At 74.3% G+C, this 24,503-nt stretch carries 17 protein-coding genes; 6 read left to right on the top strand and 11 right to left on the bottom strand.

What is annotated here, in order from left to right; genetic code table 11:
* Positions 1–20 precede the first annotated feature (20 nt).
* Both ADK60_RS27570 and ADK60_RS47840 read right to left on the bottom strand, forming a co-directional pair.
* Positions 21–623 (bottom strand): hypothetical protein, encoded by a 603-nt coding sequence (locus ADK60_RS27570; protein ID WP_053649561.1) that lies wholly within the window; start codon positions 621–623, stop codon positions 21–23.
* A 186-nt stretch (positions 624–809) separates the two neighbouring features.
* On the bottom strand, positions 810–1,583 hold the full coding sequence (locus ADK60_RS47840; RefSeq protein WP_053649559.1) for an IPT/TIG domain-containing protein: 774 nt from the start codon (positions 1,581–1,583) through the stop codon (positions 810–812).
* 160 nt (positions 1,584–1,743) lie between these two features.
* Between ADK60_RS47840 and ADK60_RS27560 the strand changes: the two genes are divergently transcribed.
* The 4 genes from ADK60_RS27560 to ADK60_RS27545 all read left to right on the top strand — a co-directional run bounded on the left by ADK60_RS27560 (position 1,744) and on the right by ADK60_RS27545 (position 9,698).
* Positions 1,744–3,279 (top strand): hypothetical protein, encoded by a 1,536-nt coding sequence (locus ADK60_RS27560; RefSeq protein WP_053649589.1) that lies wholly within the window; start codon positions 1,744–1,746, stop codon positions 3,277–3,279.
* A 101-nt stretch (positions 3,280–3,380) separates the two neighbouring features.
* The gene (locus ADK60_RS27555; protein WP_030396861.1) at positions 3,381–4,256 is read left to right on the top strand and encodes a hypothetical protein; all 876 of its coding nucleotides are present in this window, start codon (positions 3,381–3,383) and stop codon (positions 4,254–4,256) included.
* 98 nt (positions 4,257–4,354) lie between these two features.
* Complete coding sequence (locus ADK60_RS27550) at positions 4,355–8,914, top strand: hypothetical protein (protein ID WP_053649558.1); 4,560 nt, start codon at positions 4,355–4,357, stop codon at positions 8,912–8,914.
* Between the two features lie 19 nt (positions 8,915–8,933).
* Positions 8,934–9,698, top strand: a complete 765-nt coding sequence (locus tag ADK60_RS27545; RefSeq protein WP_053649587.1) for a phosphodiesterase — start codon at positions 8,934–8,936, stop codon at positions 9,696–9,698.
* Here the strand turns inward: ADK60_RS27545 and ADK60_RS27540 are convergent.
* The gene (locus tag ADK60_RS27540; RefSeq protein WP_159400610.1) at positions 9,674–10,150 is read right to left on the bottom strand and encodes a hypothetical protein; all 477 of its coding nucleotides are present in this window, start codon (positions 10,148–10,150) and stop codon (positions 9,674–9,676) included. The genes ADK60_RS27545 and ADK60_RS27540 overlap by 25 nt on opposite strands.
* Before the next feature lie 204 nt (positions 10,151–10,354).
* Positions 10,355–11,050 carry a FadR/GntR family transcriptional regulator gene (locus ADK60_RS27535; RefSeq protein WP_053649552.1) on the bottom strand — a complete coding sequence of 232 codons (696 nt, stop codon included), beginning with the start codon at positions 11,048–11,050 and terminating at the stop codon, positions 10,355–10,357.
* A 159-nt stretch (positions 11,051–11,209) separates the two neighbouring features.
* Between ADK60_RS27535 and ADK60_RS27530 the strand changes: the two genes are divergently transcribed.
* Positions 11,210–11,764 carry a gluconokinase gene (locus tag ADK60_RS27530; RefSeq protein WP_045941851.1) on the top strand — a complete coding sequence of 185 codons (555 nt, stop codon included), beginning with the start codon at positions 11,210–11,212 and terminating at the stop codon, positions 11,762–11,764.
* Positions 11,761–13,155, top strand: a complete 1,395-nt coding sequence (locus tag ADK60_RS27525) for a GntP family permease (RefSeq protein WP_045941850.1) — start codon at positions 11,761–11,763, stop codon at positions 13,153–13,155. The genes ADK60_RS27530 and ADK60_RS27525 overlap by 4 nt, the downstream gene beginning before the upstream one ends.
* A gap of 79 nt (positions 13,156–13,234) precedes the next feature.
* Here ADK60_RS27525 and ADK60_RS27520 read toward each other — a convergent pair whose 3' ends face one another.
* The 7 genes from ADK60_RS27520 to mmuM all read right to left on the bottom strand — a co-directional run bounded on the left by ADK60_RS27520 (position 13,235) and on the right by mmuM (position 24,424).
* The gene (locus ADK60_RS27520; RefSeq protein WP_159400609.1) at positions 13,235–13,681 is read right to left on the bottom strand and encodes a hypothetical protein; all 447 of its coding nucleotides are present in this window, start codon (positions 13,679–13,681) and stop codon (positions 13,235–13,237) included.
* Between the two features lie 17 nt (positions 13,682–13,698).
* A complete protein-coding gene (locus ADK60_RS48205) occupies positions 13,699–17,748 on the bottom strand; it encodes a DNRLRE domain-containing protein (RefSeq protein ID WP_053649547.1) in 4,050 nt (1,349 codons plus the stop codon).
* 315 nt (positions 17,749–18,063) lie between these two features.
* A complete protein-coding gene (locus ADK60_RS27510; RefSeq protein WP_045941848.1) occupies positions 18,064–19,659 on the bottom strand; it encodes a glycerol-3-phosphate dehydrogenase/oxidase in 1,596 nt (531 codons plus the stop codon).
* A 151-nt stretch (positions 19,660–19,810) separates the two neighbouring features.
* Positions 19,811–21,331 (bottom strand): glycerol kinase GlpK, encoded by a 1,521-nt coding sequence (gene glpK / locus ADK60_RS27505; RefSeq protein WP_045941847.1) that lies wholly within the window; start codon positions 21,329–21,331, stop codon positions 19,811–19,813.
* 91 nt (positions 21,332–21,422) lie between these two features.
* Positions 21,423–22,160: an MIP/aquaporin family protein gene (locus ADK60_RS27500; protein ID WP_043477260.1), complete on the bottom strand. Its 738-nt coding sequence runs from the start codon at positions 22,158–22,160 to the stop codon at positions 21,423–21,425.
* A gap of 349 nt (positions 22,161–22,509) precedes the next feature.
* Positions 22,510–23,274 carry an IclR family transcriptional regulator gene (locus tag ADK60_RS27495; protein ID WP_053649546.1) on the bottom strand — a complete coding sequence of 255 codons (765 nt, stop codon included), beginning with the start codon at positions 23,272–23,274 and terminating at the stop codon, positions 22,510–22,512.
* A 160-nt stretch (positions 23,275–23,434) separates the two neighbouring features.
* On the bottom strand, positions 23,435–24,424 hold the full coding sequence (mmuM, locus tag ADK60_RS27490) for a homocysteine S-methyltransferase (protein WP_079008727.1): 990 nt from the start codon (positions 24,422–24,424) through the stop codon (positions 23,435–23,437).
* Between the last annotated feature and the right edge of the window lie 79 nt (positions 24,425–24,503).

The raw sequence follows: 24,503 nt of genomic DNA, 5'->3' as shown, positions 1-24,503 counted from the left end.
TCGGCCCGCCCCGGCGACGGTCAGCCCGCCGCCGGGGCCGTCCCCTGCCGGGGCCCGGCAGGGTCGGCCGGCTGCGGCCCTTCGGGGAGCCGGGCCGCCCGCGCGGCCGACTCGGCCCGTTCGACCAGCGGCCGCAGTGCCCGCAGCACCATCAGCAGCGGTACGACGCCCACCACTCCGAACGACATGTCGATGAAGCGCCAGTACAGCGGGATGCCCCGGAGCGGCCCGCAGATCAGTGCGAGCGGGATGATCCCGGCACAGGCCAGCACCGCCCAGCGGATCACCCAGACATTGCGCACCGGGTCCTTGAGCGGCCCCACGAACGCCGCCGCGATCACCAGGTGGGCGAAGGCGAGCCAGTCGGTGCCGTAGGCGAGGAAGGGGTAGCGGTCGTTGGTCTCGGCGATGCCGTCCCGGACCCGGCGGATCCACTCCAGCAGGGCGGGGAAGTGATCGGTCACCGGGGCGCCGGGGCCGGCGGCCAGGTCGGCGAGCCAGCGGGTCTCGCTCTCCAGGGGGAAGGCCGTCAGCCCGCTCAGGACCAGGCAGACCACGAAGATCCGGAGCAGGCGCCGCACTCGTCGCAGGGTCGTCCGGTCGTTGCCGGTCGCGTCGTTCATCTGCGTCCACCCCATGCCGAGGAGGCAGGTCGGGCTGCTCCCGCCTGCACGGGAGTGACTCTAGACCTGGCAATTGAACGTGTTCAACTCGACCCGGTGGGGGTGCCCCGGAGGTGGCCGGACGCACTCGGGCCCGGTACCCGGGGCGGGTACCGGGCCCGAGTGGACGCTCGGACGGGGCCGGGATCAGGGCGTGTAGCTGAAGGCCGTCGGCGTCGCGGCGGAGCCGCCCGGGGTGACCAGGGTGACCGGGACGGTGCCCGAGCCGGCCGGGGCGGTGACCACGCACGCGGTGTCGGTGCAGCTGCCGGTCGCCGGGGTGCTCCCGAACAGGGCGAAGCCGTTGGTCAGACCGGTGCCGGTGATCGTCACGGCGGTGCCGCCGGCGGCCGGGCCGGTGCTCGGCGCGAGCGCGGTGACGGCGGGCGCGGCCGGGGTCACCGGCGCCTGGAGCCCGCTGCCCAGCAGGTAGCGGGAGACGTTGTCGGACGGGTCGGCGTCGTCCTTGTTGGCCGCCGTGACGGTGATCACCCCGGACGGCCTGGTGCCGTGCGAGCTGACCTGGACCTTCATGAAGTCGCTGCGCCCGGGCGCCCGGGTGCCGGTGAACACGGCCTCCAGCCGGCGGCCGTCGGGGGAGACGGTCTGGGTGAAGGTGTAGTCGTAAGGGGTGGAGTACATCAGTGCGCCGGTGGTGGTGAGGCCGGGCGGCAGGTCGACGGTCAGCCGGGTCACCCCGGTGACGTCGGCGGTGCCGGTGGACTTCCAGGTCACGCTGAAGCTGGTGTTGTCGACCGGGAAGATCGGGTAGTTGCCGGCCTGCGTCACGGTGACGTTCGGGCCGCTCGCGGCGGTGGCGACGGCGGTGGGCGCGGCGGTGGCGACGGCGGCGGTGGCGACGGTGAGCGTGGTCACGGCCAGTGCGGCGGCGAGGCCGCCTCGAACCAGTCTGGTGATCATACGAAGCATCATGGCCGAGCCCGGGGATCATCGGGAGGCTTTTCTCGAAAGCGAGTTCTAATCGGGGACGGCCCGGAGGGGCCCCGTCCGCGGGCCTGTCCGGAAGGTCCGTTTCGGTCGATGTCGGGGCCTGCCTCTACTCTTGTCCACCGTGACCGTCATCGCCGACCAGCCCACCGAGCACGGCCCCCGGCCGCCCGCCGGGCCCGCCGTCGCCGCCGCGCGGCCTGCGCCCGGCCCCGCCGCCGACGAGGGCCTGGCGCGCCGGCTCAAGGCGCTGGCCTGCACCGCGCCCCTGCACGACCTGGACAGCCGCAAGGTGATGCTGGCCGGCGAGTACGGCGGCTACGCGATGGCCGAGGTCGGGCTCGCCGCGATCGACCTCGTCACCCTCAACATGGACTTCGACACCGGCGCCGACCGGGAGATAGTGCTGGCCCGGATGCTGCCCCGGGTCGCCGCCCAGGCGCCCGGCCGCCCCGTCGCCGAGCACCAGCGGGTCGGCCGCTGGGTGCTGGAGTCCCTGATCAACGTCGGCAGTGTCGACCGGGGCTTCCGCGCCGTCTACGGCACCTTCGGCGCCGACGGCGAGTACGTCCGCCGCGACTACGACTTCAAGCTGATCGAGGAGGTCCCGGGCCCCGACGGCGGCGTCTACCTGCGCACCACCGACGAGGCGGTCAACGTCCTGGTCGGCGCGCTGGACACCGACGTCACCTCCGCCCAGATCGCCGCCGAGGTCAAGCTGGAGGTGCTGATCCGGCGCGGCCGCCTGGCCGACGCCCAGCTCGCCGCCGAGCAGGCCCGCTACCGCACCGTCCAGTACGCCGAGACGCTGCGCCGCGCCCTGGAGGCCACCCGCCGCAACGTCCGCGCCGTCGACTGGATGCAGGCGATCCCGGACCTCATCGACGAGGCGCTCGACCACATCGCCGACCGCTACCGGCACGAGAACGCGATTCTCACCAACATCCGCAAGGCCCGCGACGAGGCCGAGGACCCGGAGCACAAGCGCCGCGCCGCCGAGCTGGTCGACATCGTCAAGGACTGCATCCGCCGCCACACCCAGCTGCAGACCAGGCTGCTGGAGGCGGGCCCGCTGTTCCGCGCCGAGCAGGACCGGCAGGCCTTCGCCACCCCCGGCGCCCGCAGCGGCATCGACCTCTACGGCCAGCTGCTCGCCCCGGTGCTCCGGCTGCCGATAACGCAGGCCGTCCGGCCCACCGGCGCGTTCTTCGCCCGCGGCACCGGCCTGCGCACCCCCGCCTCGGTGCGCGTCGCGGACCTGGTCGACCTGCTGCTCACCCCGCCCGTCGAGCGCGAGCACCTCGGCGCCGAGCTGCCCGACCCGGACCTGGTCGCCACCCCGGACGACAGTCGGTTCTCCGAGGCCCAGCTGGAGGCGGCGCTCGTCCTGCTCGACCTGCCCGCCGACGCGCCCCGCCGGCTCTCCGGACTGCTCGCCGAGGCCCGCGGACAGGACCCGGAGCTCCCGTACCTGGTCGCCCTGCTGGCCGTGCACGCGGCCAGCCCGCCGGTCGGCACCGCCTACCGGCAGGGCGAGGAGCGGCTGCTCTTCGCGGTCGACGACGGGACCCCGCTGCACGACCCGGAGTTCGGCGGCGCCGACCTCGTCGTCGGCAGCGCCCTGCTCGACGCGGCCGGGATGGCCGCCGACCGCAAGGACGCCGGCTGACCGCCGGCCACCCCCACATCCCGCCGTGAAGCACCTCCGAACGACCCGCTCGTGAACCACCCGCCCGTGAACCACCGCAACGCCCCCGAGGAGCACCGCCCGTGACGACCCACCACGACACGTCCTGGGCGCCCGAGACCGAACCGGCCGCCCCCGCGCCGATCACCCCGGCCGACGTCGCGGACGCCGCCCGCCTGGTCTCCTTCGGCCTCCAGGCCAAGCTGCTCCCCGCCCGCGACACCGAGTACGCCGAACTCGTCCGCCGCCACCGCGAGGACCCGCCGTTCGCCCGCCTCGCCGACGCCGTCGCCACCGGCATGGGCCTGGTCGTCCTGGAGGTCTCCCCGCGCGCCGGCATGGCCGTCGCCGCCGCCGAGGACTCCGTCTTCGCCGTCCGGATGGGCGACTACTCGCGCCGCGCCGCCTCCGAGTCCACCGACCGCTTCCTCCACGGCCTGGCCCACCTGGCCGTCGCCGCGATGGCCTTCCCCCGCCCCGAGGACCTCTCCGACGACGGCTACCTCGGCCGGATCACCGTCAACGGCGTCGACGCCTTCGTCCGCCAGGCCTGCCGCCGCCTGGAGGAGCAGGCCGCCGCCGACGGCGACAACACCGACCCGCAGAGCGACGCCCCCGGCCTGGAGGCCGCCTGGCGGGTCTGGGCCCGGCGCACCGCCACCGGCGCCACCAAGGACGCCCGCCGGCTCTCCGGCTCGACCATCGGCATCGTCGCCAAGGCCGTGCTGTTCCTGGTCGACTCGGGCTTCCTGCAGAAGGTCTCCGACGACGCCGGCGGCACCTACCGCACCACCGCCCGCTACCAGCTCCAGGTCCGCGACCTGGCCGGCGGCGCCGCCATGGCCGAACTGCTGGACCTCGGCATCGTGCCGGTGTCCGACGGCAGCGCCTCCCTGCTGCCCCCGGACACCGGGGACGACCTGGTCGCCGACGCCGGACTGCCGTTCCACTCGCTCTAGCCCCCACGCCCCAGCCCCCGTCCTCCACGCCCCCGTCCCGGCCCCCACCGGACCGCCCCAGCCGACCCATCCACCCGCCTCCTGGAGAACCGCCGCACATGTACGAGCTCAACCGGGTCCGCCTCTACTCGATCGGACCGGCCGGCGCCCGCTACGCCGACACGGTGCTCGACCTGCGCGGCGTCGGCGAGCCCGTCGCCGACCCGGCGCCCCAGCAGATCGGCCTGTTCGGCGAGGAGGCCGACGGCCCGGTCCGCCGCCCCGCCCCGGCCGGCGTGCTCTTCCTGGAGAACGGCGGCGGCAAGTCCGTCCTGCTCAAGCTGATCTTCTCGGTCATGCTCCCCGGGCACCGCAACACCCTCGGCGGCGCCAGCTCCGGCGTGCTCCGCAAGTTCCTGCTCGCCGACGACTGCGGCCACGTCGCCCTGGAGTGGCAGCACACCGTCACCGGCGAGCCGATCGTGGTCGGCAAGGTCAGCGAGTGGCGCGGCCGCCAGGTCTCCTCCGACCCGCGGAAGTTCGCCGAGACCTGGTACTCCTTCCGCCCCGGCCCCGGCCTCACCCTCGACTCCCTCCCGGTCGCCGAGCGGATCAGCCTGGCCGGCGACCAGAAGGCCCGCGGCCGCCGCCGCACCATGAAGGGCTTCCGCGACGCCCTCACCGAGGCCGGCAAGGCCCACCCGCACCTCGACCTGGTCTTCGAGGACGGCCACGACCGCTGGACCGAGCACCTCGGCGAACTCGGCCTCGACCCCGAACTCTTCCGCTACCAGCGCGAGATGAACGCCGACGAGGGCGAGGCGGCCGGCCTGTTCGCGGTCAAGCAGGACAAGGACTTCACCGACCTGCTGCTGCGCGCCGTCACCGACACCCGGGACACCGACGGCCTCGCCGACCTCGTCCACGGCTTCGCCGCCAAGCTCGGCCTGCGCTCCGAGCTCACCGCCGAACGCGACTTCACCGCCGGCTCGCTGGACCTCCTGGAGCGCATCACCGAGGCCACCGCCGCCCGCGAGAGCGTCCGCGAGTCCCACCGCACCGCCGAACGCCGCACCCGCCGGCTCGCCCACGCCCTCGCCTCGCGCGCCGCCGCCGAACGCGACCGGGCCGAGGACCTCGCGATCGAGGTCGCCGCCGCCGCGGGCGCCGTCACCGCCGCCGAGACCGACCGCACCCGGCACACCCTGATCGCCGCCGAACTCACCCACCGGCACGCCACCCTGGCCCTCGCCGCCGCCACCGCGGAGGCCGCCGGGCTGCGCCGCGAACTCACCGAGGCCCGCACCCTGCACTCCGCCTGGCAGGCCGCCGAGGCCGTGCTGCGGCACCGCGCCGCCGCCGACCGGGTGACCAGGGTCGCCGCCGCGATCCGCGAGGCCGAGCTGGACGCCGCTCCCGCGCTCGCCGCCCGCGCCCGCGCCGCCACCGCACTGGCCCGCGCCCTGGAAGCCGCCGCCGGGGCCGCCGAGGACCGCGCCGACACCGAGGAGCAGCGCGCCGCCGAACTCCAGGCCGACGGCAGCCGGGCCCAGACCGACGCCACCGAGGCCGCCACCGCCGCCCAGAAGGCCCGCAGCGAGGCCGAGCACCTGCGCCAGCGCCTCGCCGAGGTCGAGCAGGAGACCGCCGCCGCCGTCGAGGCCGGGTTCATCGACTCCGACGGCGACGTCGACCCGGCCCGGGCCGCCCTGCACGCCGCCGACGTGGAGCAGGCCGCCGGCGCCGCCCTCGCCCAGGCCCGCACCGCCGCCGAGGCGGCCGCCGCCCGGCTGCGCGAGGCCGCCGCCGCGACCGGCCGCGCCGAACTCGCCGCCGCCCGCGCCACCGACGCCCGCAAGGCCGCCGGCCAGGCCCTCGCCACCGAGCAGCGCACCGCCGCCCTGCTCGCCACCGAGCCCCGGCTCGCCGACCTGCTCTCCCTGACGCCCTACCAAGAGGGTGCCGAGGAGGACGCCGGCTTCCTCACCCCCGCCGTCCTCGACCGCAACGCCGAGTACCTGCGCGAACTCCTCGACGAGTCCATCGCGACCGCCGAACGCACCCTGTTCGACCTGCGCACCGCCGCCGCCGACGACTCCCGGATCCTCGCCGCGCTCGGCGACGGCGGCCTGCTGCCGCCCGGACCTGACGTGCTCGCCACCGTCGAGTACCTCGCCGAGCACGGCATCCCCGCCCTGCCCGGCTGGCGCTACCTGGCCCAGTCCGTCGACCCGGCCGACCACGAGGCGATCCTCGCCGCCCGCCCCGAACTCGTCGACGGCGTGGTCGTCACCGACCCGAGCTCGTTGGAGCGGGCCCGCGAGGCGCTGGGCTCCGCCGCCCTGCTGCCCCGCTCCACCGTCGCCGTCGGCGCCGCCGCCTCGCTGATCGCCCCGATCACCGACGAGCCGGCGTTCTTCCTCGTGCCGCCGAACCCGGCCATGCACGACGAGTCCGCCGCCGACGACGAGCGCCGCGAACTGCGCGCCCGCGCCACCGCCCGCGAGGAGCACATCCGCGAGCTCGCCGCCCGCCTCGGCGGCGACCGCGCGCTCGCGGCCCGGCTCGCCTCCTGGCACGCCAGCTGCCCGCCCGGCACCCTCGCCGAACGCGCCGCCGCCGCCGAGGCCGCCCGCGAGCACGCCGAGCAGGCCGCCGCCGCCCTCGCCACCCTGCGCGCCGACCACGACGAGGCCGAGGCCGACCACGCCACCGCGGCCGCCGCCCACGAGGAGCACCGGGAGGGCGCCCAGCGCGCCCGCCGCCGCGCCGACGCCCTCTCCGGCCTCGCCTTCCGGCTGCGCGAGCGCGCCAACTGGAGCCGCCGCCGGCGCGAACTCGCCGAGGACGCCGCCGAGTGCGACCGCCGCCGGACGCTGTGCGCCGAACGCGCCCGCACCTGCGACGAGGACCGCCGGGCCGCCCAGCGCGCCGCCGACGACGCCCGCCGCACCGCCCGCACCCTGCGCGCCGAGCGGGCCGAGATCGCCGCCGCCGAGCAGTCCGAGGAGCCCGCCGACACCGCCCCCGCCGCGCTGCCCGCGCTGCGCGAGGCCTACCGCTCCGCCTCCCAGCTCTACGAGAAGGTCGGCGTCGGCGCCGACCTGCGCGCCGAGCAGGCCCGCGCCGAGGGCGACGAGGCCGCCGCCGCGACCGAACTCGACCGCCTCACCAACAAGGTCCGCACCCGCGCCGAGGAGCTGCTCGGCAGTCCCGACGGCGCCGACGGTCCGGCCCGCCAGGCCGCCGCCGCCCGCGCCGAGGAACTCGTCGCCACCATCGAGGCCCGGGCCGCCTCGGCCAGCGAGCAGCTCGGCCGGCTCCGCGGCGAGGCCGAGCGCTCCGCCCCCGCCGACGGCGAGGCGCACACCGAGCTGCCCGAGGAGCTCGTCCCCACCGACCCCGAGCACGCCCAGACCCTGCTGCGCACCGCCACCGGCCGGCTCGCCGAGCGCCGCGAGGCCGTCGACACCGCCCGCACCGCGGCCGCCGACCTCCAGCGCACCTTCGACGCCGCCCAGTCCGCCGCCGCCGACTTCGACGAGCACGCCGGGCAGCTCCGGGACGGCCTGCGCGAGCAGGAGGAGGACGGCCCGGCCGTCGAGCCGTACCTCGGTCCGCTCGCCGACGCCCGCACCGCCGCCGCCGAGGCCCGCCGCGCCCTGCGCACCGCCGCCGGCGAGCTGTCCGCCGCCGAACTCGCCGTCCGGGACGCCTCGGACGCGCTGGTCCGGCACGCCAACGCGGCCCGCTACGAGGCCGTCCGCACCCCGGCCCGGCAGCAGATCCGCGAACTGCCCGCCTCCGCGCTGCCCGACCACGCCGCCAACTGGGCGGTCGCCTTCGCCCCCCGGCTGCGGGTGCTGACCGACGAACTCGCCCAGCTGGAGCGCAACCGGGGCTCGATCGTGGACCGGCTGCGCGGACTGGTGGAGTCCTCGCTGACCACCCTGCGCGCCGCCCAGCGGCTCTCCCGCCTCCCCGAGGGGCTGGGGGAGTGGTCCGGCCAGGAGTTCCTCCGGATCCGCTTCGAGGACCCGGACCACGCGACCCTGGTCGAGCGCCTCGGCGAGGTCATCGACGAGGCCACCCGCGCCGCCGTGCGCAAGAACAGCGACCTGCGCCGGGACGGCATGTCGCTGCTGCTGCGCGGGGTGGCCGCCGCGATCGGCCCCAAGGGCGTCTCGGTGGAGATCCTCAAGCCGGACGCGGTGCTGCGCGCCGAGCGGGTCGGCGTCGGCCAGATGTCCGACGTGTTCTCCGGCGGGCAGCTGCTCACCGCCGCCATCGCGCTCTACTGCACGATGGCCGCGCTGCGCGCCAACGACCGGGGCCAGTCGCAGCTGCGGCACGCGGGCACCCTGTTCCTGGACAACCCGATCGGCCGGGCCAACGCCACCTACCTGCTGGAGCTCCAGCGCGCGGTGGCCGACGCCCTCGGCGTCCAGCTGATCTACACCACCGGCCTGTTCGACACCACGGCGCTGGCCGAGTTCCCGCTGGTGATCCGGCTGCGCAACGACGCCGACCTGCGGGCCGGCCTCAAGTACATCTCGGTGGAGGAGCACCTGCGGCCGGGGCTCCCGGCCCCGCAGGACCCGGACGGCCCGGCCGTCCACGGCGAGATCACCGCCACCCGGATGTTCAAGCGTCCGGCGGAGGTTCCCGCCACGTCCTGATCGGCCTACGGTGGACCGCATGCTGACGATCGTTCACTTCAGTGACATCCATCTGGGCCAGGACCACCACGGCGACGCGGGGGAGCGGGCCCGGCGGCGGGCCGAGCAGGTGATGGCGCACGTGGACGCCCTGCCCGGCCCGGTGGACGCCGTGCTGGTCACCGGCGACCTCGCCGACAACGGACTGCCGGCCGAGTACCGGGAGGTCGCCAAGGTGCTGACCTCCCGGTACCCGGTGCTGCTCTGCCCGGGCAACCACGACATCCGCGAGCCCTACCGCGAGGTGCTGCTCAACGAGGAGCCGTCCGGCGGCCCGGTGAACCGGCTGCACGCGCTGCCCGGCGCCGACGTGCTGATGCTCGATTCCTCGATCCCCGGCCGGCACGACGGCCTGCTCGACGAGGAGACCCTCGGCTGGCTGGACCGCACGCTGGCCGAGGGCCCGGCGGACCGCCCGGCGCTGGTCGCCTTCCACCACCCGCCGGTCACCCTGCACCTGCCGTACGTGGACCCGATCCGGCAGTTCGGCGAGGAGCGGCTGGCCGAGGTGCTGGGCCGTCACCCCCGGGTGCGGGCGCTGTTCTGCGGCCACGCGCACACCGCGGCGGCCACCGTGTTCGCCGGGCTCCCGCTGCTGGTCGCGCCGGGCGTGGTCTCCACCGTTCCGCTGCCCTGCGAGGGCAGGGCGGAGATCATCTTCGACCAGCCGCCGGTGATCGCCTTCCACCTGCTGGACGAGGACGGGCGGCTGACCACGCACTACCGGGTGGTCGCTCCCGCCTGACGCGGTCCGGGGCCGCCGCCCGGGTGGGGCGGCGGTGTCCCGGGGCGCTGCGGCGGCTGCCCGTACGGAGGTTGCGGCTGCGGCGCCCGGGGGCGCGGCTGGGACGGCGTCGGGGAACGGGGCTGGGACTGGGACTGGGCCTGCGGCGGCTGCCGGTACTGCGACGGGCCGGCCGGAGTGCGGCTGCCGCCCATCGGCGAGGCGGAGTTCGGCGCGCGCACCCGCTGCGCGGCGACCTGGCGGGAGATCAGGATCTCCAGCAGGCACCACATCGTGCCGAACACCCCGAGCCCCATCGCCATCAGCGCCGGAGTCATCAGCCAGCTGTCGGCGTACGAGGACAGCGCCGCCACCACGATGCCCACCAGCGTGAACGCCAGGCAGAGCACCGCGCGGACGACGGCGGTCCGCACCTCGTCGGGAAGTCGGCGGCGACGGCGGGCGGTTGGCATCGGGCGACCCCCAGGCACGGAGCGGCGGCGGACGAGCGGCGGACGGTACGGCGGACCAACGGCGGGGCGGGCGCCGCGAACGCGCCCCCGCGCTCCACTCTGCCCAGTCGTACCCGGACTATGCGCACGAATCCCCCGAACTGATGCCAAATCGTGTGATCCGGCTCGGACCGTACCGAACGGCCCGCCGAGTCCCCGGCGCGCTCAGCCGAGTTGGTGGTTCAGCTCGGTCAGCGCGCCCTCGACGATGGTCCGCATCGCCTGCTCGGCCCGCTCGGAGTCCCCCGCGCAGACCGCCTCGGCGACCTCGCGGTGCAGCCGGATCGCGTACGGCTCCGGCTGATGGGGCATCAGATGGTACTCGGTCCGGCCGGTCAGCACCGCGCCGACGGTGTCCCCGAGATGCGCGAACATCTCGTTGCGCGAGGCCTGCAGCACGGTGGAGTGGAACTCGATGTCGTGCCGGAGGAAGGTGGCGAGGTCGGCGGCGCGCGCCGTCATGGTCAACTCCACCGCCAGCGCGCTGAGTCGGCGCCGCTCGTCGTCGGTGGCGTGCCGTGCGGCGAGCGCCGCCGCGGCCGGCTCCACGGCCAGCCGCAGCGAGCCGAGCGAACGCAGCTGAGCGGAGCGGTCGGCGCCGGCCAGCCGCCAGCGGATCACCAGCGGATCGAAGACGTCCCAGTCCGACCGGGGCTGCACGGTGATGCCGACCCGGCGGCGGGAGGCCACCAGCCGCATCCCCTCCAGGATCCGGACCGCCTCGCGGACCACCGTCCGGGAGACGCCGAAGCGCTCCTCCAGCTCCTCGGCGCGCAGCACGGTGCCCTCGGGGAGCTCCCCGGACGCGATGGCCGGCCCCAGTTCCGCGAGCAGTCGGCCGGGCAGCCCCTGGATCTCCATCCGGCCAGCCTAGTCCTCCGGAGGTGCCCCCACCTCCGTGCCCCCGGTCCCGCCACCTCCACCCGCCCGGCAAAAGTATGACGATTTGGTTTCCGGCACTTGAATACGTCATACCTTTGAGGCGATAGTGGCGGCCAGGCAACGAAGGAGCACCACCTCATGGCTCTCAGCGTCGAGAACCAGGACACCCCCCGCGCGCCCCTCACCGTCGTGGTGATGGGCGTCTCCGGTGTCGGCAAGACCACCCTGGCCCGCCTGCTGGCCGAACGCCTCGGCCTCCCCTTCGCCGAGGCGGACGACTTCCACCCGCCCGCCAACATCGCCAAGATGTCGGCCGGCATCCCGCTGGACGACGAGGACCGCGCGCCCTGGCTGCGCGCCGTCGGCGCCTGGCTCGGGGAGCGCGCCGAGGCCGGCACCGGTGGCGTCGTCACCTGCTCGGCGCTGAAGCACGGCTACCGCGACATCCTGCGCGCGGCCTGCCCGGACGCCTGGTTCCTGCACCTCAGCGGCCGGACCGGACTGGTCGAGGACCGGCTCGCCCGGCGCACCGACCACTTCATGCCGCCGTCCCTGCTCGGCTCGCAGTACGCCGCCCTGGAACCCCTCGGCCCGGACGAGCGCGGCGCCGTCCTGGACATCGGGCCGAGCCCCGAAGAACTCGTCGAGAAGGCCGCCGCCCTGCTGCGGCCCGTCAATGGAGACCTCGCGTGACCCCCACCCTCACCGTGCTCGCGGCCGCCCCACCGGTCCTCCCGCACACCGACAGCGACGGCCGGCTGCTGGTCGCCGTGCTGCTCGCCATCGGCGCCATCGTGCTGCTGATCACCAAGCTCAAGCTGCACCCCTTCCTCGCCCTGACGCTCGGCTCCGGGCTGCTGGCCGCCGTCGCGGGCGCGCCGTTCGACAAGCTGCTCAGCAGCTTCTCCACCGGTTTCGGCGCCACCGTGGCGGGCGTCGGTCTGCTGATCGGCCTGGGCGCGATGCTGGGCAAGCTGCTCGCCGACTCGGGCGGGGCGAACATCATCGCGGACACCGTGCTGTCCCGGTCCCGGACCAAGGCGCTGCCCTGGGCGATGGCGCTGATCGCGGCCGTGCTCGGCCTGCCGCTGTTCTTCGAGGTCGGCGTGGTGCTGCTGGTCCCGATCGTGCTGCTGGTGGCCCGGCGCGGCAACGTCCCGCTGATGCGGATCGGCATCCCGGCGCTGGCCGGCCTGTCCGTGCTGCACGGCCTGGTGCCCCCGCACCCCGGCCCGCTGGTCGCGGTCGACGCGCTCAAGGCCGACCTCGGCGTCACCCTGGCGCTCGGCCTGCTGATCGCCGTCCCGACGCTGATCGTCGCCGGTCCGCTGTTCGCCCGGGTGGCCGAGCGCTGGGTCGGCCCGCTGGAGATACCGGAGACCGACACCCCGGTGGAGCCGGCGAAGCGCGAGCACACCCCCTCCTTCGGCGCCGTGCTGGCGACCATCCTGCTGCCGGTGGTGCTGATGCTCGGCAAGGCGCTGGCGGACGTCGTGATCGACGACCCGAAGGCGCTGCCGCAGCGGGTGCTCGACTTCGTCGGCTCCCCGCTGATCGCGCTGCTCGCCGCGACCCTGCTCGGCATGCTGACCCTGGGCCGGGCGGCCGGCTTCGACAAGGCCCGGATCTCGGAGACCGTCGGCTCCTCGCTCGGCCCGATCGCCGGCATCGTCTTCATCGTCGGCGCGGGCGGCGGCTTCAAGCAGACCCTGATCGACGTGGGCGTGGGCACCGCGGTCAGCGACTGGTCGTCGAAGTGGCACATCCCGGCGCTGCTGCTGGGCTGGCTGATCGCGGTGCTGATCCGGCTCGCCACCGGTTCGGCGACGGTCGCCACCATCACCGCGGCCGGTATCGTCGCGCCGCTGGCGGCGGACATGTCGTCCACCCACGCGGCCCTGCTGGTGCTCGCCATCGGCGCCGGCTCGCTGTTCCTGTCGCACGTCAACGACGCCGGCTTCTGGCTGGTGAAGGAGTACTTCGGGATGAGCGTCGGCCAGACCCTGAAGTCCTGGTCGGTGATGGAGACGGTGATCTCGGTGGTCGCGATCGCCCTGATCATGCCGCTCAGCCTGATCGTCTAGCCGGGCCGTCGGCGCGAGGACGCGGAAAGGGCGGGTGCTCCCGAGGGAGCACCCGCCCTTTCCGCCGTTCACGGCCGCGTCAGCGCAGCAGGACCCGCCAGGCCCCGCCGTCGGAGCCGGAGCCGTCGGAGTCGTCGGGGCGGAGCGTCAGCTCCTTCACCCGGCCGCTCCCGTGGAAGGTCAGCCGTACGGTCTGCCGGTTCACCGGGTCGTCGCCGAAGTCGGCGCTGACCTCCCCGGCGGCGTCGGCCCCGTACGTCCGGATCCACTCCTCGGCCGCCGCCCGGCGCGCGTCGGCCGGGCCCTCGGCGGCGGCCAGCTTCACCAGCCGGTCCGCCGAGCCGTCGGCCAGCCGCCACACCACCTGCTGGACCAGGCCCAGCGTCTCCGGTACCGGGTAGCCGGTGACCCGGAGGTGCGGATGGGCGGCGTAGTCGGCCGCGTGCTCCAGCCGGGCGTTCCCGGCGCCGCTCGAACAACCGGCCAGCAGGGCGGCCGAGAGCACGGCCGCCAGTGCGGCCGTCACCGGCCGCCCCGCCGCCATCAGTTGGTCCCGAGCGGGCGGACGACGACGAACCACTCGATCGGGTCGTTCTTCTGCCGGTACCACGCCAGCACGTCGTTCAGGGTGGTGACACCCTGCCGGCCGTGCTGGCGCAGCTCCATCCGGGCACCCCAGCTGACCACCACGGCGGCGTGGTTGATCCGGCTCTCGTTCTTCCACTTGAAGAAGACGATGTCACCGGGCCGGGCGTCGGAGGTCCAGCGGAGCCAGGTCGAGTACCGGTTGTACATCAGGTGCCGGTGCAGGTTGGCCGCGCCGGCCCAGGTGTAGCTGCGGTTGATCCGCCAGCCGAACATCCAGTAGTCGTTCGTCCACCAGGCGCTGTCCCAGCTCTTGTAGCCGTAGCGGAAGCGCATGCCGCCGCCGTAGTACAGCGCCTTGGAGACGAAGTTGGTGCAGTCCTGCCCGTAGTCCCACTTGATCCCGACGTTGCGGCGGGCCCAGTCGGCGGTGCCGTTGTAGTTGTAACCGGCCTGGACGGCACCGGAGGCGGGCTGCGCGGGCTGGACCGGGAAGCCGTTGGCGTCCAGCGGGACGGCCTTCTGCGCCTCCGCCGGGTCGGTCGGCGTCGCGTCCGCGACCTCGACCTGCGCCTGCGCGGCGGCGGTGGAGGACAGCTTCTGCTGGGCCGCGAGGTCGTCGGCCTCGGAGACCAGCACGGCGGCGGTGCCGACGGTGAACTCGAACCGCTTCGGGCCCGCGCTCTCGCTGGGCGAGTCCACGCCGTCGGCCCGGATCATCACCGTGTCCTTGACGGTGGCCCGCACCACGACCTTGCCGGCCGTCTGCTGGTCGACCACGACGTCGGTCAGGGTGACCGCCGCGGCCGCGTACTGCTGGCCCTGGGTGGCCAGCGCCTCGCGGTTGGCGACCAGCGAGGCGTCCTGGGTGGCCAGCAGGTCGACGAAGACGCTGCCGTGCGCGGCCTCGGCGGCCGCCTCCGGCACGGTGAAGCCCGCCCGCATCTTGACCTTGTTGCGGGCGTCCAGGTACTCCTGCACGTAGCCGCGGTACTGGTCCGGGCCGCCGGCGGTCGGCGTGCCCTGCACCACGGCCGAGGCGACCGGAGCCGCGGCGCCGAAGCTGTTCCGGGCGGTCACCACCGCACGGTACGACTTGGTGTTGTCCAGGCCGGTGAACGCGGCCCGGATGTCGGCGGTGGCGATCTCCTGGACGAGCACGCCGGCCGAGGTCTCGACCCGGACGGTGTAGCCGACGTCGCCGACCGAGCCACGGTCGGTCGGGGCGTTCCAGGCGACCACGAGACCGGTGTCCCCGCCGGTGGCGGTGACCAGCTCGGCGGCGCCCGGCGCGGTCGGCGCCAGGTAGTCCAGCGTCAGCTTCGGGCGCTGCGCCGGGTCGGCGGCGGTGGCGGAGAAGTACCGGGCGACACCGGTCGAGCCGGTGGCCGGGCGCAGGGCCAGTCCGTAGGCCTCGCCCTTCTCGATCCAGGAGCCGGCCAGTGCGGCCAGGTCGGTCTCGGACAGCTTCGCGGCGGAGGCGTAGCTGTCGACGCCCGCGGCGGCGACCAGCGCGGCGCCGCCCTGGGCGGGGGCCCAGGCCGATCCGAGCTGGAACACGTCGACCGAGGTCTCCTCGCAGCCGGGCGTGCCGGCGGCGCAGTCCGAGCGGGTCAGCGCCAGCTTGCCGCCGACCACCCGGGAGCCGGCCGGGACGGCCGACAGGTCGGGCTTGAGCCAGCCGGTCCAGCTGCTGCCGTCCGGGGTGGTGCCGATCCGCAGCTCGGCGGGGTCGGCCGCCGGGCAGGCGCCGGTGTCGCAGCCGCTGCCGGCGGTGGCCGCCGAGGCGTCGGTGAGGGTGGCGCCGGTGAACGAGACCGAGGTCGCGGCCGGCGGGACCGGCGGGGCCTGGACCCGGACGGCCAGCGGCTGGTCGGCGCTCCAGGCGGAGCAGCCGACGGCGGTGCAGGCCCGGGCGGCCCAGGTGTAGTCGGCGCCGTCCGTCAGGGCGCCGGTCGGCACCTGGACGGTGGCCCGGCTGCCGCTCTCGGTCCACGCGGGGGCGAGCGCGGTGGGCAGCGGCTGTCCGTTCGAGCCCTTGAGTACGAACTCGGTGCGGACCCGGCCCTGGTTGGGGTTGGTCGCCAGGGCGGAGAGCACCGGCGTCAGGGTCTTGTCGGCGCCGGTCTGGAGCGCGGTGGGCACGTCCGGAAGCGGGCTGACGGTGAAGGTCACCCAGGGGGACCAGGTCAGGTTGTAGTGCAGTCCGTCGTACGGCGAGCTGCGGAAGCGGTAGGTGTGCCCGTACTCCAGCAGCCCGGCCGGGACGGTGACCTCGGAGGGGGTGCCGCTGGGCACGTAGCCGGAGACGTTGACGGCGCCGACCTGGGCCCCGGAGATGGCGTCGACCAGCTGGAAGGTGCCGGTGACCTTGTCGCCGTCGGGGTCGACGAAGGTGTCCCGGAGCACCGGGGTGGTGGTCTCGACCCGCCAGGTGCCGGTGCCGTCCTGGAGGAACGGCGGGCCGGCCTGCTGCTTGGTGCCGGTGCGCGGGCGGTAGTTGTAGTTCACCGTCAGCTTGGGCACGTTGCTGGAGGCGTTGGCGGAGTTCACCTCCTTCCAGTACTTCGTCGACACCTCGTCGGGTGCGCGCAGGCCCATGCCGGAGGTGCTGTTCTTGGCCGAGGCCCAGGTCTGCACGAGGTCGGTGACGTTGGCGTTGATCCAGCCGTCACCGCCGCAGGCGTCGCGGCCCTTGGTCTCGGTGGAGCTGCCCTTCTTGGCCTTCCAGGCCGGCTGGGCGGTCCAGCGGGAGGCGGTGGACGCCAGTCCGGTGTCCCAGACCTCCCAGGTGTAGGGCTGGCAGTCGCTGTTGCCGGAGTGGAAGTTGTACAGCGACAGCGTCGCGCTGGAGACCAGCGCGTCGGCGATTCCGGCGGTGTTCCAGTTGATGAACGCCCGGGCCTCGCGGGAGCTGCCGTCGGCGTTCTTGGTGCCGGAGTTGCCCCAGTAGATCTCGGTGTCGGCCGACCAGTCGACCGTCTCGCCCTTCTGGACCCGGGTGTCGAAGGCGTTGCCGAGACCGGCGGTCGCCGGGTCGACGGTCACCGGGTAGACGGTGGCCGGGTCGGAGAGGAAGGCCGCGTCCGGAGTGAAGACCAGGTCGACGGTGTCGCCGTGCTGGACGACCTCCAGGCCGACCCGGGCCTGCCGGGGGTGCTCGCTCGATCCGGGCGTGGTGGTGGCGTCCCACATCACCGGCGCGGGCAGCACGGCGCGCTTCTGGCCGTTCTTCCGGTCGGTGAACAGCACGCTGCCGTCCGGCTGCGCCTCGGCCTTGGTGCCCTTGGCGCGCAGCGGCATGGTGTAGGTGTAGCCGCCGGTGGCCGGGCGCTGCTTGAGCAGCACGAACTGCTCGAAGCCGGTGCGGGTGGCCTCGACGACGAGGTCGCCGGCGCCGTCGCCGATGGCGTCCCGGTAGGTGGCCCGGGTGCCGTTCAGCTCGGGCTTGGGCAGGCCGCCGCGCCACTCCAGGGCGAGCTGGTCGTCGCCGGAGCCGAGCGAGACGAGGGTGCGGGCCGCCTCCGCGCCGGCCGCCTCCGTGCCGGCCGGCGCCGCCTGGAGGGCCTTGGACTCGGCGAGCGAGCGGGGGCGCTTGCCGCCCGCGCCGGCCAGCTTGAGGCCGTTGGGGTGGGCGGCGGGCGCCACCGAGCCGTCGGCGGCCGTCTTCAGGGTGAGATCGACGTCGGCCCACTTGCCGTCGCGCAGGAAGCGCACCGGGCCGGCCGACAGTTCGGTGGTGAGGGTGCCGTCCGGGTTGGCCCAGGTGGTGGAGGTCTCGTCGCGCTCGGAGACGGCCTCGATCCGCTTGCCGGTCTTCTGCGCGGCGGCCCGGGCGGTGCCGATGCTCAGCCCGGGGTCGAGCGGGGCAGCCGTGGGGGGCTTGCCGGGGGTGGGCTTGGCCTGTGGCTTGGCCGCGAACGCGACCGGTGCCCCGGCGCCGAGCACCAGGGCCAGGGCCAGCGCGGCGGCCGGTGGACCGCTCAGGGTCCTTCTTGAGACATGCATGGGGGCTCCTTGACTCGCTCTTGAACGGGAGCGATGCGCGGAGCATAGGAAAGATCAAATGGCAAGCTGATCATGACAAATGGTGCAAAGTGGCCCATTGTCTGAACATTTCCCGGGAATGGTGATCCGATCGAGACGCACCGTACGCGAACGGCCACGCTTCGACGTTCCCGCAGGTCAGGGGGGCGGCGGGGACGCCGGTGGCGGGTGGTGGCGGGCGGGCACGCCGCAGGGCGGGCACCCCCGCTCCGGGGTGCCCGCCCTGCGAATCGGGTGACCGTGCCGGTCACCCGCTCCGTCCTACTTGGTCCCGTCCTACTTGGTCCCGTGCTTCGCCAGGAAGGTCTCGACCTCGGCCCGGATCTCCGGGGTGTCCAGACCGCGGACGGTCATCGTGGTGCGGCGGCGCAGCACGTCGTCGGCGGTGTACGCCCACTCGTTGGCGGCCGCGTAGGCGACCTGCGCCCAGACGTCCGGGCCGTCCTCGTGGATCGGCCGGCCCAGCTCCGGGTTCTCGTCGATCATCCGGGCGATGTCGAAGGACAGCGTGCCGTAGTGGCTGGCCAGGTGCTTGGCGACCAGCGGCTCCATCCGCGAGCCCGGGTCCCGGTCGATCAGCAGGCGGTGCGCGACGGCGTTCGGCGCGCCGACGCCCGGCAGCGGGACGGTCGGGGCGATCGGGGACATGTCCTCGCCGAGGGAGGTGCCGGGCACGTGGGCCAGCTTCTCCAGCACGGTGCGGCCGATGTGGCGGTAGGTGGTCCACTTGCCGCCGGCGACCGACAGCATGCCGCCCTTGCCCTCGGTGACGACCGTCTCGCGCTTGGCGGCGGCGGTGTCGCCCGGGCCGCCGGGCAGCACCCGCAGCCCGGCGAAGCTGTAGGTGATCAGGTCGCGGTCGATGTGCTCGTCACGGATCGCGTGCGCGGCCTCGCCCAGGATCTGGTCGACGTCCGCCTCGGTGGCCCGGACGTCCTTCGGGTCGCCGGTGAACTCCTCGTCGGTGGTGCCGAGCAGGACGTGGTCCTCCCACGGGATGGCGAAGGAGACGCGGTACTTGTCGATCGGGATGGTCAGCGCGGCGCGCCACGGCGAGCGGCGCTTGACCACCACGTGGGCGCCCTTGGACAGCCGGATTGACGGCGCGGCGCCGGTGTCCTCCATCCGGCGCAGGTGGTCCACCCAGGGGCCGGTGGCGTTCAGCACCAGGCGGGCGTCGACGCCGAACTCGGTGCCGTCCAGGCGGTCCTTGAGCTCGGCACCGGTGACCCGGCCGCCGGTGAAGCGCAGGCCGGTGACCTCGGCGTGGTTCAGCACGACGGCGCCGGCCTCGACCGCGGCGCGCACGGTCATCACGGCGACCCGCGAGTCGTTCATCTGGTGGTCGCCGTAGACGGCCACCGAGCGCAGGCCCTCGGTGCGCAGCGCGGGCACCTGCTGGGCGGCGTGCGCGGCGGTGGAGACCCGGCCCATGCCGTCACGGAAGGCGGAGAGCGCCGAGTAGAGGAAGACGCCGGCGCCGAGCTTGGGCGCGCTGTGCGGGCCGCCCTTGTAGACCGGGACGAAGAAGGTCAGCGGGTTGACCAGGTGCGGGGCGACGTCGGTGGAGAGCACCCGGCGCTCCTTGTGGTTCTCCGCGACCAGCTTGACCGCGCCGGTCTGCAGGTAGCGCAGACCGCCGTGGACGAGCTTGGAGGAGGCACTGGAGGTGGCACCGGCGAAGTCGCCGGCGTCGACCATGGCGACCTTCAGGCCGGCCTGGGACGCGGTCCAGGCGACGGCGGTGCCGAGGATGCCGCCCCCGATCACCAGCAGGTCGTAGGTGGCCTTGCCGAGCAGCTCGCGGGTCTCGGCGCGGGAGGCGGTGCGGCCGGCGGTGCGCTCGGCGCCCAGGGTCGGGATGGTTGCCATGGTGTGTGTACGGCGCGCGGGTCGGGCGGCGCCGTTACTCCTCTCGGTGTGCGTACGGCCTCTGTGCGGAGAGACCGGGTCGGCCCGGTGCGGCGGGCCGGTGAAACGGGAGCGGGCCGGCCGGGGCACGGGGCCCCGACCGGCTTCGCGATCAGTTGTTCTCTTCCTCCTCCACCCAGCCCATGGTGCGCTCGACGGCCTTGAGCCACTTCTTGTACTCGCGGTCCCGGGTGGCCTCGTCCATGCGGGGCGTCCACTCGGCGGCGCGGTGCCAGTTGGCCCGCAGGGTGTCGAGGTCGTTCCAGAAGCCGACCGCCAGGCCCGCCGCGTAGGCGGCGCCGAGGGCGGTGGTCTCGGCCACGTACGGGCGCTCGACCGGGGCGTCCAGGACGTCGGCGATGTTCTGCATGAGCAGGTTGTTGCTGGTCATGCCGCCGTCGACCTTGAGGGCGGTGAGCTCGACCCCGGAGTCCTTCTGCATGGCGTCGACGACCTCGCGGGTCTGCCAGGCGGTGGCCTCCAGGACGGCCCGGGCCAGGTGGCCCTTGGTGACGTACCGGGTGAGTCCGGCGATCACACCGCGGGCGTCGGAGCGCCAGTACGGGGCGAACAGGCCGGAGAAGGCCGGGACGAAGTAGGCGCCGCCGTTGTCCTCGACCGTGTTGGCGAGGGTCTCGATCTCGGCGGCGGTGGAGATGATGCCGAGCTGGTCGCGCAGCCACTGGACCAGCGAGCCGGTGACGGCGATCGAGCCTTCCAGGGCGTACACCGGGGCCTGGTCGCCGATCCGGTAGCCGACCGTGGTCAGCAGGCCGTGGTACGAGTTGACGATCTTCTCGCCGGTGTTGAGCAGCAGGAAGGTGCCGGTGCCGTAGGTGGACTTGGCCTCGCCCTCGTTGAAGCAGGTCTGGCCGAACAGCGCGGCCTGCTGGTCGCCGAGCGCGGCGGCGACCGGGACGCCCGCCAGGTCGCCGACGGCCTCGCCGTAGATCTCGGCGGAGGAGCGGATCTCCGGGAGGACGGCCATCGGCACGCCCATCGACTCGGCGATCTCCTCGTCCCAGGCCAGGCTCTTGAGGTTCATCAGCATGGTGCGGCTGGCGTTGGTCACGTCGGTCACGTGCTTGCCGCCGTCGACACCACCGGTGAGGTTCCAGATGACCCAGGTGTCCATGGTGCCGAAGAGGATGTCGCCGGCCTCGGCGCGCTCGCGCAGGCCCTCGACGTTGTCCAGCAGCCAGCGGATCTTCGGGCCGGCGAAGTAGCTGGCCAGCGGGAGGCCGGTCTCGCGGCGGAAGCGGTCCTGGCCGACGTTGCGGCCCAGCTCGCGGCAGAGCGCCTCGGTGCGGGTGTCCTGCCACACCAGCGCGTTGTGCACCGGCTCGCCGGTGTTCCTGTCCCACAGGACGGTGGTCTCGCGCTGGTTGGTGATACCGATCGCGCGGATGTCGTCCTTGGTCAGGCCGGCCTTCTCCAGCGCGCCGCGGACGACCGACTGCACCCGGGTCCAGATCTCGGCGGCGTCGTGCTCGACGTAGCCGGGCTGGGGGAAGATCTGCCGGTGCTCCTGCTGGTCGACGGAGACGATCCGGCCGTCGGCGCCGAAGATGATGCAGCGGCTGGAGGTGGTGCCCTGGTCGATCGCGGCGATGTAGTTGCCAGTGGAGGTCATGAGGGTCCTCGGCTCAAGAGGTTGGCGGGGGGCGGTGGGCCTGACTCTCAGGTCAGTCCCCGTGCTCGGGTGGGGCGGAAACCCGGGGGGATCAGAACGCGGCGTGGTACAGGCCGCCGGCCAGCAGACCGCCGATGATCGGACCGGCCACCGGGATCCAGGCGTAGGACCAGTCGGAGCCGCCCTTGTTGGGGATCGGGAGCAGCGAGTGGACGATGCGCGGACCCAGGTCGCGGACCGGGTTGATGGCGTAGCCGGTCGGGCCGCCGAGCGAGAGGCCGATGCCGACCACGGTGAAGGCGACGATCAGGATGCCGGTGCCGGAGAGGCCGAGGCCCTTGGTCAGGCCCTGGGTGAGGATGGCCAGGCAGAGCACGAAGGTGCCGATGATCTCGGTGAGCAGGTTCTGGACCGGGTTCCGGATCTCGGGGCCGGTCGAGAAGATGCCGAGGGTGGGCTCCTGGTTGGCCTGGAACTGGCCGAGGTAGGTGAGCCACACGAAGACGGCGCCGATCATCGCGCCGAGCAGCTGGGAGCCGAGGTAGATCGGCACCTTGCTCCAGTCGCCGCTGTCGACGGCGAGGGCCAGGGTGACGGCCGGGTTCAGGTGGGCGCCGGACTTCGGAGCCGACATGTAGGCGGCGATCATCACCGCGAAGCCCCAGCCGAAGGTGATCGCCAGCCAGCCGGCGTTCAGGGCCTTCGACTTCTTGAGCGTCACGGCGGCACAGACGCCACCGCCGAGAAGTATCAGGGCGGCGGTGCCGAGGGTTTCGCCGACGAAGATGTCGCCGTTGGAGAACGCGGACACAAAGACTCCCTTGTCCATATGGCCCGGAGGTGCGGGTGGGGGCAGGGGCCGGGCGGATCGCTGGGCGGGTGAGCGCTCTGTGGGATGGATTCGCACGGCCATCGTTCGACAATGTCGACCGTCATGCGGAAGCTTCCTCCCCGGGTCGCCCTCTCGTCAAGGCCGGGTTACGCAGCTGTGACCCTTGGCTCGCCGCGCTACCCGTAGTCACTGAAGGGATCATCGCAATTTTGGACAAAACGGTAAGGCGCGGACGGGCATTTCGCCCGTCCGCGCCTCAGCGTGAACGTTTTCCTGTGGTACTGCGGGCCTGCGGCCGGGCGGCCGGGAACGGTCCGAACCGGGCGGAACCGGGCCCTCGGCGCGGTCAGAACCGCCCGGCGCCCAGATCCCGGGAGATCGCCCTGGCCGCGCTGCGCACCGAGGCGACCAGCGAGGGCTTCACGAAGCCGTCCTCGCAGACCCGCTCGACCGCGCCGCTGATGCAGACCGCGCCCACCGGATTGCGGCGCCGGTCCTGGATCAGCGCGCCGATCGAGGCCACGCCCTCCCAGGTCTCCTCCACCGAGTCGGTCCAGCCGCGCTCACGGGTCAGCGCCGCCTCGGCGTCCACGTCCGCGGCCTCGGTCAGCGTCCGCGCGGTGTACGACTCGAACGGGCCCTCGCCCAGCTCGCCGCGCGCCACCGGGTCGTAGGCCAGCAGCACCTTGCCCAGCGCGGTCGAGTGCAGCGGCTGCATCGAGCCGACCTCCAGCACCTGGCGGGTGTCGTCCGGCCGGAAGACGTGGTGCACGATCAGCACCCCGCGCTGGTGCAGCACGCCCAGGTAGACGGTCTCCCCGGACGCCCTCGCCAGGTCGTCCGCCCAGACCAGGGCCCGGGCGCGCAGCTCGTGCACGTCCAGGTAGCTCTGGCCCAGCCGCAGCAGCTCGGCGCCCAGCTGGTACTTGCCGCTCTCCGGGTCCTGCTCGACGAAACCCTCCTGCTGGAGGGTGCGCAGGATCCCGTGGGCGGTGCCCTTCGCCAGGCCCAGCGCCGTCGCGACCTCCGACAGGCCCAGGCGGCGCTCGCCGCCGGCCAGCAGACGCATGATCGCGGCGGCCCGGGAGAGCGACTGGATCGGGCCGGGCATTGGTACCTCCGCGCGGACAGGCGGTCGACATTGTCGACCGCAGTGGTAACGGCACGAGTCTGCCAGGCCGTCGCCGTTCCGTGCACCTTCCCCCTCGGTAACCTGCGTCGGCCGACCCGGTCGTGCGCCGGCGCACCGCCGCCCGTCAGGTCCCGGCGTCCTACCGGCCGGTGCCGTTCCGGCCCGCGTTCTGCTCCCCGACGCCCTGCTCCCCGACGTCCTGCTCGCCGGTGTCCCGCTCCCCGGTCGCGGCGGCCACCCCGGCGGCCACCGCCCGGATCCCGGCCGGACCGACCCGGCAGCAGCCGCCCACCAGCCGCGCCCCGTCCGCCAGCCAGCCCGCCACCCTGGCCCGGCCGTCGGCCCGCGGAGCCCCGGCCGCCCCGAAGGTCGGCTCCCCGCACCACGCCCCGGCCGCCGCGTCCCAGCCCTCGCCGCTGTTCGGATACACCACCACCGGCTTCCCCGACACCCGCGCCGCGAGCGCCACCGCCCGGTCCGCCTCCTCCGGCGCGCAGCAGTTCACCCCGACCGCCACCACCTCCTCCACCCCGGCGGCCAGCGCGAAGGCCTCCGCCAGCGGCTGCCCGGCCCGGGTCCGCCCGTCCGCCGCGGCGAACGACAGCCAGACCGGCACCCCCAGCCCGCGCACCGCCCGCAGCAGCACCCGCGCCTCGTCGACGTCCGGCACCGTCTCCAGCGCCAGCACGTCGGGATCGGCCGCCGCCAGCACCTCCAGCCGGGGCCGGTGGAACGCCTCCAGCTCGGCCGGCGTCAGCCCGTACCGGCCCCGGTACTCCGAGCCGTCCGCCAGCACCGCCCCGTACGGGCCCACCGAGGCCGCCACCCACCGGCGCGGCCCGGGCAGTCCGCGGGCCGCCTCCCGGGCCAGCTCCACGCTGCCGGCCATCAGCCGGGCGGCCGCCGCCCGGCCCACCCCGCGCCGGGCGAAGCCGGCGAAGCTCGCCTGGTAGCTCGCGGTGATCGCCCCCCGCGCGCCCGCCTCGAAGTACGCCCGGTGCGCCGCCACGACCGCCTCCGGCGCGTCCGCCAGCAGCCGGGCCGACCACAGCGCGTCCGTCAGGTCGAACCCGGCCGAGGCCAGCCGTTCGGACAGCCCGCCGTCCAGTACCAGCGGCCCGGCCGCCAGCGCGGCCGCGAAGTCCGGCGGGGCTGCCGTGTCCGGCGGGGGAGGGGCGGCGGGAGCGGCGGGCCGGTCGGCCCCGGCC

The sequence above is a fragment of the Streptomyces sp. XY431 genome (assembly GCF_001279805.1).
Lineage (GTDB): Bacteria > Actinomycetota > Actinomycetes > Streptomycetales > Streptomycetaceae > Kitasatospora > Kitasatospora purpeofusca.
The sequence above is the reverse complement of the archived record's forward strand: the minus strand, read 5'-3'. Positions and strand labels throughout refer to the sequence as shown.

Coding starts and splice junctions, on each gene's coding strand:
- ADK60_RS27570 (WP_053649561.1), bottom strand. CDS start 623: ATGAACGACGCGACCGGCAACGACCGGACGACCCTGCGACGAGTGCGG.
- ADK60_RS47840 (WP_053649559.1), bottom strand. CDS start 1,583: ATGATCACCAGACTGGTTCGAGGCGGCCTCGCCGCCGCACTGGCCGTG.
- ADK60_RS27550 (WP_053649558.1), top strand. CDS start 4,355: ATGTACGAGCTCAACCGGGTCCGCCTCTACTCGATCGGACCGGCCGGC.
- ADK60_RS27545 (WP_053649587.1), top strand. CDS start 8,934: ATGCTGACGATCGTTCACTTCAGTGACATCCATCTGGGCCAGGACCAC.
- ADK60_RS27540 (WP_159400610.1), bottom strand. CDS start 10,150: ATGCCAACCGCCCGCCGTCGCCGCCGACTTCCCGACGAGGTGCGGACC.
- ADK60_RS27535 (WP_053649552.1), bottom strand. CDS start 11,050: ATGGAGATCCAGGGGCTGCCCGGCCGACTGCTCGCGGAACTGGGGCCG.
- ADK60_RS27530 (WP_045941851.1), top strand. CDS start 11,210: ATGGCTCTCAGCGTCGAGAACCAGGACACCCCCCGCGCGCCCCTCACC.
- ADK60_RS48205 (WP_053649547.1), bottom strand. CDS start 17,748: ATGCATGTCTCAAGAAGGACCCTGAGCGGTCCACCGGCCGCCGCGCTG.
- ADK60_RS27510 (WP_045941848.1), bottom strand. CDS start 19,659: ATGGCAACCATCCCGACCCTGGGCGCCGAGCGCACCGCCGGCCGCACC.
- glpK (WP_045941847.1), bottom strand. CDS start 21,331: ATGACCTCCACTGGCAACTACATCGCCGCGATCGACCAGGGCACCACC.
- ADK60_RS27500 (WP_043477260.1), bottom strand. CDS start 22,160: ATGGACAAGGGAGTCTTTGTGTCCGCGTTCTCCAACGGCGACATCTTC.
- ADK60_RS27495 (WP_053649546.1), bottom strand. CDS start 23,274: ATGCCCGGCCCGATCCAGTCGCTCTCCCGGGCCGCCGCGATCATGCGT.